The sequence below is a fragment of the Saccharopolyspora sp. NPDC000995 genome (assembly GCF_053599315.1).
Genome location: NZ_JBSFLZ010000196.1, coordinates 1 through 7,401 on the forward strand (window position 1 = coordinate 1; position 7,401 = coordinate 7,401).

A 7,401-nucleotide genomic window follows, 5' to 3' on the forward strand; every position below is an offset into this window, starting at 1 on the left:
TGACCAACAGCCCGGTCGTCGGACACCATCAGCACACGGCCCGCGACCGGACGCAACCCGGTCCCATGCTCATGGCAAACCGGTGGTCCCTTCAGCCTGGCAGGCGACAGCCAGCGTCGTCCTTCGCTCACCGAGCCTGAGGCGGCCCAGTATTGCCAGAGGGCCGTCGCCGCGCCGAGGCCGACCTGGGCATGCCCTGGCGCGGTGGCGCAGAACTCCAGTGCAGCCCTGATGTTTGGGTGTTCGTGCCGGAGCTGTGCCAGCAGCTGTGCTTGGTGGGGTGTGAACAGCTTTCGCTCGGCTTCGGTGACGAGGTGTACGTAGTAGTCGCGGTGTCGACGAGGTGTAGCGCTGTCGTTGAGCGAGGCGAGCTGTTCGGCACCGTACTGGCGGATGGTCTCCAGAAGCCGATATCGCGGCTGTGCCGACCCGCCTTCCAGGAGGAGTACCGATTTGGCGACCAGTCCCGCCACCAGGTCGGCGATGCTTTCTCGGTCGATGCCGTCACCGGCACACACGCTTTCGGCCGCGGTGAGATCGAAAGAGCCGGCGAAGACGGACAGTCGAGCCCACACGACGCGTTCGGTAGTGCTGCACAGTTGGTAGCTCCAGTCGATCAGGGCGCGGAGGGTCTGTTGCTGCGGCAGTACCGTCCGCCTACCGGCGGAGAGTAGTCGGTAGCGGTCGTCGAGCCGTTGGACGATCTGCTCCACCGACAGTGCCTGCAGCCGTGCGGCGGCCAGTTCGATCGCCAGCGGCATCCCGTCGAGTCGCTGGCACAGCCGCACAACGGCGGCTGCGTTGTCGTCGGTGATCGTAAATCCTGGTCGGATGGCCGCCGCCCGTTCCGTGAACAGGGTGACCGCTTCGTACTGGGTGAGGGCTTGAGTGAGAGGAAGCGGACGTTCCGGGTCGGGTACTGACATCGGCAGGACGGGGTAGAGTGCCTCGCCCGTGACGGCGAGCGCTTCACGGCTCGTCGCGAGGATCGTAAGGCGGGGAGCCACCCGCAGCAGACAGTCAGCGAGGGTTGCACAGCTGTCGAGCACGTGTTCGCAATTGTCGAGTACCACCAACAAGTGCTTGTCTCGGACATAGTCCGACAAATGGTTGATCAATCCTCGTTCTGAAAGGTCCTGAACGCCGAGTGTTGCGGCGACCGTCTCGGCCACGAGGCCCGAGTCTCGGAGGGCGCCCAGTTCGACCACCCACGCCCCGTCTGGAAACGCGCGCCGTACGTTCGCGGCGACGTGGAGAGCCAATCTCGTCTTGCCCATGCCGCCCACCCCGGTGAGCGTCACCAACCGGGCGGAGGACAGTAAACGTTTGACCTCGGTGAGTTCACGCCGACGGCCTACGAAAGTAGTGACGTCGACAGGCAGGTTGCCCTTCCCTGTGGTTAACCGCGACGCCGACGTCACAGTGTGCCGACTCAACGTTATGCTCCGCTACTTCCTCGCTGGTTGCGAGCCCGTGTTCAGCAGTGTCGCAGTGGCCTGCCTCGGCTGTCGAGGCCGTCCAGGCAAGCCGTGGCAGTGGGCGCGCGCGACCCCCGCCGAGCCGGCTGCCGCCGACCGCCGTGACATCGCCGTGCTCTCGGTCGCTGCGCAAGCCACCTCTGCACACCACGGCGAACGGGGACTAACGGGTTCCACCGACCAAGGCGTGGAATCGCGTGTGCAGGCGCTTGTCAGTCCTCGACCCCGGAGGCGCGTGCGGCGTTGAGCAGCGAGTGCCGTCGGCTGTAGGCGAAGTAGATCATCAGGCCGACGAGGAACCACACGCCGAAGCGAATCCAGGTCAAAGGGCTGAAGAAGGTGATCAGCCAGATCGAGAAGCCGATGCCGATCAACGGCACGACCGGCACGCCCGGACAGCGGAACGCGCGCTCCAGGTCCGGGCGCTGATAGCGCAGCACGATCACAGCGGCGGACACGACGACGAACGCGAGCAGAATGCCGATATTGGTCAGCTCGGCTGCCTCACCGATAGGCATCAACCCGGCGATCACAGCGGCTGCGCTGCCGACGATCCACGTCACGCGTGTGGGCACCTTGTGCACTGGATGTGTCTTGGCGAACCACCGCGGAAGCAAACCGTCACGGCTCATGGCGAACCACACCCGGGTCACGCCGAGCATGAAGGTGAACATCACCGTCAGGATGCCCACGATCGCGCCGACCGCGATCACGCTGGCAAGACCGGGCAGGCCAACCGAGGCGAACGCCGTCGAGAACCCGCTTTTCGGGTTGATCTTGGTGTAGTTCTGCATACCGGTCAGCACCAGGCAAGCCAACACGTAAAGCACCATCGAGATCGACAGCGAGTACATGATTGCCTTCGGCATGTGCTTCTGCGCGTCGGTGGACTCCTCGGCGGCGGTGCTCAAGGCGTCGTAGCCGAACACCGCGAAGAACGCCGAGCAGACCCTGCAGGCGGCGGCACGCGGCCAAGGGCGGAACCCTAGCCGACATCACCGTCGGCGATGTGCTGGAACTGGTGGACACCGAGACCGCGATACTGGCCGCCTGGCCACGCGACGTTCCGGCGTTCTACCAGACCCTTCGCGACCTCGGGTTCCTCGGCGAGCAGGCTCCACTGCGATTCCGGCAACTCCGCGCCGGCATCCAGCTCACGCCCGAGCAACTGGTTGACCGCTACGGGCTTACCTGCCGCCCGATCCGGGACCTGCTCGTCTCCTACCTACGCGAGCGCCAGCCCAGCCTGGACTACAACAGCCTAAAAGACCTCTCCTACTACCTAGCCCGGCGATTCTGGAAAGACCTCGAAGTTCACCATCCGGGCATTGACTCGTTGCGCCTCGCGCCGGAGGTCGCCGCCGCATGGCGCGACCGACTCCTGAACAAGCAGTCTCCCGGCTCGGGCACCGAGGCAGGCGAGGCGATTCCCCGGATCTCCTACCTCGAATGCCTGGTCAAGGTCCGATCGTTCTATCTCGACCTGTCGCAGTGGGCGCTGGAGGACCCCGCTCGCTGGGCGCCATGGGTCGCGCCGTGTCCGGTCGGACGCGAGGTAGAGCATCGGAAATTCAAGCGCCATCGCAAAGCGCGCATGGACGCCCGCACCCGCGAACGCCTGCCGGTCCTGCCGGTGTTGGTCGCCACGGTCCAACGGCGGCGACTCGCTACTGCGGAACTGCTGGCCGCGACACAGGCCGTTGAACCGGGACAAAGCTTCACCGCCGACGGGCATCAACTCTCCCGCCTGGGCGCCTGGTCGGGGAAACTTTTGGTGGCCGACTCCACCGGGTGCCGACGCGACCTGCGACGCGAGGAGAACTACGCGTTCTGGGTATGGGCCGCCGTGAACGTGCTGCGCCTGAACGGAGTCCGGATCGAGGAGCTGATGGAGATCACCCACCACAGCCTGATCCAATACCGGCTGCCCACAACCGGTGAGATCGTGCCGCTGCTGCAGATCGCGCCGTCCAAGACCGACGCCGAGCGATTGCTACCCGTTGACTGAACTAACTACCGAGATAACCCCAGGTCAGGGGCCATTTCGAGAGTCTGGTAGTTATTCCACCTATGGATCAGGTGGAGGAGCCGTCACGGGATCTGGCGGCCATGGTCGTGCCCCAGGTGGGCCAGCTCGTCGAGACCGGCGACGCCTGTGATCCGTACCGGCTCGTCGACGGTGACGGGGCCGTGGTGAAAGCGGCCACCGAGTACTTCCGGGACTTGCAGGCGGCGAGCCGGTCGACGGCGACGTTGCGCTCCTACGGGCTGGATCTGTTGCGTTGGTTCAGATTCTTGTGGGCAGTTGACATCCAGTGGAGCCGGGCGACTTGAGTGGAAGCGCGGGACTTCTGCCGCTGGATGCTGGTGGCCGGCAAGCCGCCGCGGCCGCACTGGCGCAACCAGAACAAGACAGCCAAGCCCCGGTCCACAGTGGAGGCTTACGCGCCGTCGGTGCGCGCGCACTGCGAGACGGTGCTGCGCTGCTTCTACGAATTCCACATCAGTGCGGGCACTGGGCCGATCATCAACCCGTTTCCGCTGGATCGGGCGCGACGGAGCGGCAGAGCGCACGCTCATCACAATCCGATCGAGCCGTTTCGCAACGAGCGAAGCGGGTTGTATCGACCGACGGTGCCGTCCCGGGTTCCGCGCAGCGTCCCGGATGAGGAATTCAACGAGATCTTCGCAAAGCTGCCCTCCCATCGTGATCGTGCACTGGTCGCCTTTTACGTCTCGACTGGTGCCCGGGCATCAGAACTGCTGTCGGCCACGCTGGCGGGTGCCGACCCCGGCCGCCAGCCGATCACCTTGGTGCGCAAGGGAACCCGTGAGTTGCAGGAGTTGCCGGCCTCCACGGACGCCTTCGTGTGGTTGCGGCTTTACCAGGTGGAGATGGAGGGGCTGATCCCCAAGGGACGGCGGCAGCCGCTGTGGTGGACACTGCGCCGACCGGTGCGGCCGCTCACGTATCACGCGGCGCACCGAATGTTCGAGCGGGCTGGCGAGGCCGCGGGAAGCACGGCGACGCTGCACTCGCTGCGGCACACCGCCGCCTTCCGGATGGCCGAGGACCCAGCTTTGCCGCTCACCGATGTCCAATTCGTCCTCGGACATGCCCAGTTGACCACGACTCAGATCTACCTCACTCCCGCAAGGAGCAGGTGACCGCGACAGCGCCGTGGGCAGACGACGAGGCTCCCGAAGCTGAAGCGACGAGCGGTTCTTCGGCCGACGGACGGTGTGCGCGAGTATCCCGCTGCGCTCACCCGGCACCCGCCAGCGGGCCCCCTTTCCCTTCGGTACTGGGTTTTTCACCTCCGGATCCCGCATCGCAGCAAACGCGAACAAACCCGGATCGCCGCCAACCGCCGATTGATCGCCGTCGGGGCGTACTGGTCCATCCGACGACCCGACAACGTGACCACGTTCGGCCCCGGCCTGCCCGGAACCTTGGCCTCCCGGCAGGCACGCAAGAACCGCAACAACACCTCCGTGGTCACCTCCGGCAACGGCTGCTCCTCGACGACGAGCCACCGGCAGCACGTTTTCCGACCGCTCCCACGGGTTCCGTCCCGGCCGGGGCTGCCATACCGCGTTGCGGCATGTGGCCACCGCGTGGACCGGGACGACCTGGTTCATCGAGGGTGACATCGCCGACTGCTTCGGGAGTTTCGACCATCAGGTCATGCTCTCGATCCTCGGCGAGAAGATCCACGACAACCGGTTCCTGCGGCTGCTGCGTAACATGCTCGCGGCCGGATACCTGGAGGACTGGACCTGGAACGCCACCCTCAGCGGCGTGCCGCAGGGCGGGATTGCATCCCCGGTCCTGTCCAACATCTACCTGCATAAACTGGACGAGTTCGTCGAGAAAGTTCTGGTCCCGGAACACAACCGGGGCCGCCTGCGGACGAGAAACCCGCAGTACCGCGCGGTGGAACTCGCGATCATGCGTGCCCGCCGACGGGGCGACCGCACCGAGGTGCGGTCGTTGTACCGGCAACTGCACAGCCTCCCCAGCCAGGACCCGAACGATCCCGGCTACCGGAGACTGCGCTATTGCAGATACGCCGACGACACCCTGATCGGATTCGTCGGTCCCAAGGCCGAAGCCGAGCAGATCAAACAACGGCTGACCACGTTCCTGCGCGACGATCTCGCACTGGAGTTGTCACCGGAGAAAACACTGATCACCCATGCCCGCACCCAGCGGGCACGGTTTCTCGGCTACGAGGTCTCCGTCTCCACCGGAAAGCACCGAACGACACGCAGCGACGGACGTAACCGCCGCTCACTCAACGGCGCAATCCGGTTGCAGGTCCCCAAGACGGTGATCAAAGCCAAAAGTGCCCCGTTCATGGCACGCGGCAAACCCTCGTGCCAGACCCACCTGGCAAGCGAAGCCGACTACACCATCGTCGGTCAGTTCGGAGCCCAGTACCGGGGCATCGTCCAGTACTACCTGCTCGCCGGAGATGTTCACCGGCTGAATCGGCTGTGTTGGGTCATGGAGTTCCAGGCCCGGAAGGGCCTGGGTGGGACGACGATTCCATCAAGGCTGATCAGCCCCAGGTTGTTCGGAGATCGCAACACCTGGACCATCCCCCATCCCCACGCTCGGCGGCGTTTGCCCCGTTTGGACAACCACAGCGCGAGCCTGGTCAGGGCATAGTTCCTGATCTGGCCAAGCACCAGGGCAGAATTCCCGTAGCGGAAATACTGCGACCAACCGCGGAGGAACACGTTCAGTTCATCCACGATCTGCTCAACCGGCACCAACAGTCGAGATCGGGCCGTAATCGACCGGATTCGATCCCGCGCGTGTTGGACGGCCTGGCGTGCGGGCCAGCGAGCGAGGAACGCCAGGTGCGCCGACCGGGGAGTCCGCCCGCGCACCAGCCGATTATGGAAGCCCAGGAAGTCCAGCCCCTGTCCTCCCTCAACCAGGTGCACGATGCGGGTCTTGGCTGGCTTGAGTTCCAACCCAAGCTCACCCAACAAGACAGTCAACCGCGCCAATGCGGCTTCCGCTTGTTCCCGTGACTGGCACATCACGACCAGGTCGTCGCAGTAGCGCACCAGCACGCCGTGCTCTGCGGTGTCCCATGCACGATCCAGCCGATGCAGGTACACGTTGCATAACAACGGCGAAACCGGGCCGCCCTGCGGAGTTCCGGACGCCTCACGACGCACCGTCCCCTCGTGCATCACTCCCGTACGCAGCATCGCGCGCAGCAGCTTCAGCACTCCCTGATCACTGACACGTTCCTCGACCGCTTGCATCAACTTCTCATGGGGAATCGCCGAAAAACAATCGGCGATGTCCGTCTCGACCACCCACCGTTTGCCCTGCCACGACTCATCAATCAAGACTTGCAGGGCATCGTGGGCCGACCGCCTCGGACGGAACCCGAACGAGCACGGCAGCATATCCGCTTCGAAGACCGGCTCAAGCACGATCTTCACAGCGGCCTGCACGATACGGTCCCGAACCGCCGCGATGGCCAACGGTCGACGCTCGCTGCTTCCAGGCTTCGGAATCAACACCTGCCGGGCCGGAAGCGGACGGTACTGCTTATCCCGCACCTCCGCCGCGAGTTCATCGAGCAGCCGGTCAACGCCGTACTTCTCGACGTCGGCCAACGTGGTCTTGTCGATGCCCGGTGCACCATTGTTGCGGCGCACCGCGATCCACGCCCGCCACAAGACGTCTCTGCGATAGACCTTGTCCCGCAGCGCATGAAACCGTCGGCCCGGATCGGCCTTGGCCGACCGGTAGAGCGCATGCTGCAAGGCACGAACCGGGTCCTTTATAGACCCCGACGCGGCGGAACTACTGACTTTGTGGCTTCAGGGTTCGGCGTGTCGTCTTGGTCTATTGTGGATTTCTGGGCAAGGTACGGGTGTGCGATATGCGGAT

At 64.8% G+C, this 7,401-nt stretch carries 5 protein-coding genes and 2 pseudogenes; 4 read left to right on the forward strand and 3 right to left on the reverse strand.

Going from position 1 to position 7,401, the window contains the following annotated elements:
• On the reverse strand, positions 1–1,277 hold a 1,277-nt coding region (locus tag ACWDKQ_RS34115; RefSeq protein ID WP_450142888.1), incomplete at its 3' end, for an ATP-binding protein.
• Positions 1,278–1,690: 413 nt separating this feature from the next.
• Positions 1,691–2,422: pseudogene (locus ACWDKQ_RS34120) on the reverse strand (amino acid permease); the annotation flags it as partial.
• 77 nt (positions 2,423–2,499) lie between these two features.
• On the opposite strand from ACWDKQ_RS34120, the gene ACWDKQ_RS34125 reads away from it, so the two are divergent.
• The 4 genes and pseudogenes from ACWDKQ_RS34125 to ACWDKQ_RS34140 form a co-directional block, all read left to right on the forward strand.
• Complete coding sequence (locus tag ACWDKQ_RS34125) at positions 2,500–3,486, forward strand: hypothetical protein (RefSeq protein ID WP_450142889.1); 987 nt, start codon at positions 2,500–2,502, stop codon at positions 3,484–3,486.
• Between the two features lie 71 nt (positions 3,487–3,557).
• Positions 3,558–3,812: a hypothetical protein gene (locus tag ACWDKQ_RS34130; RefSeq protein WP_450142890.1), complete on the forward strand. Its 255-nt coding sequence runs from the start codon at positions 3,558–3,560 to the stop codon at positions 3,810–3,812.
• A complete protein-coding gene (locus ACWDKQ_RS34135) occupies positions 3,813–4,646 on the forward strand; it encodes a tyrosine-type recombinase/integrase (protein ID WP_450142891.1) in 834 nt (277 codons plus the stop codon).
• Between the two features lie 385 nt (positions 4,647–5,031).
• A pseudogene (locus tag ACWDKQ_RS34140) lies at positions 5,032–5,706 on the forward strand (reverse transcriptase/maturase family protein); the annotation flags it as partial.
• Positions 5,707–5,960: 254 nt separating this feature from the next.
• On the opposite strand, the gene ltrA reads toward ACWDKQ_RS34140, so the two are convergent.
• Positions 5,961–7,166 carry a group II intron reverse transcriptase/maturase gene (ltrA, locus tag ACWDKQ_RS34145; RefSeq protein ID WP_450142892.1) on the reverse strand — a complete coding sequence of 402 codons (1,206 nt, stop codon included), beginning with the start codon at positions 7,164–7,166 and terminating at the stop codon, positions 5,961–5,963.
• Between the last annotated feature and the right edge of the window lie 235 nt (positions 7,167–7,401).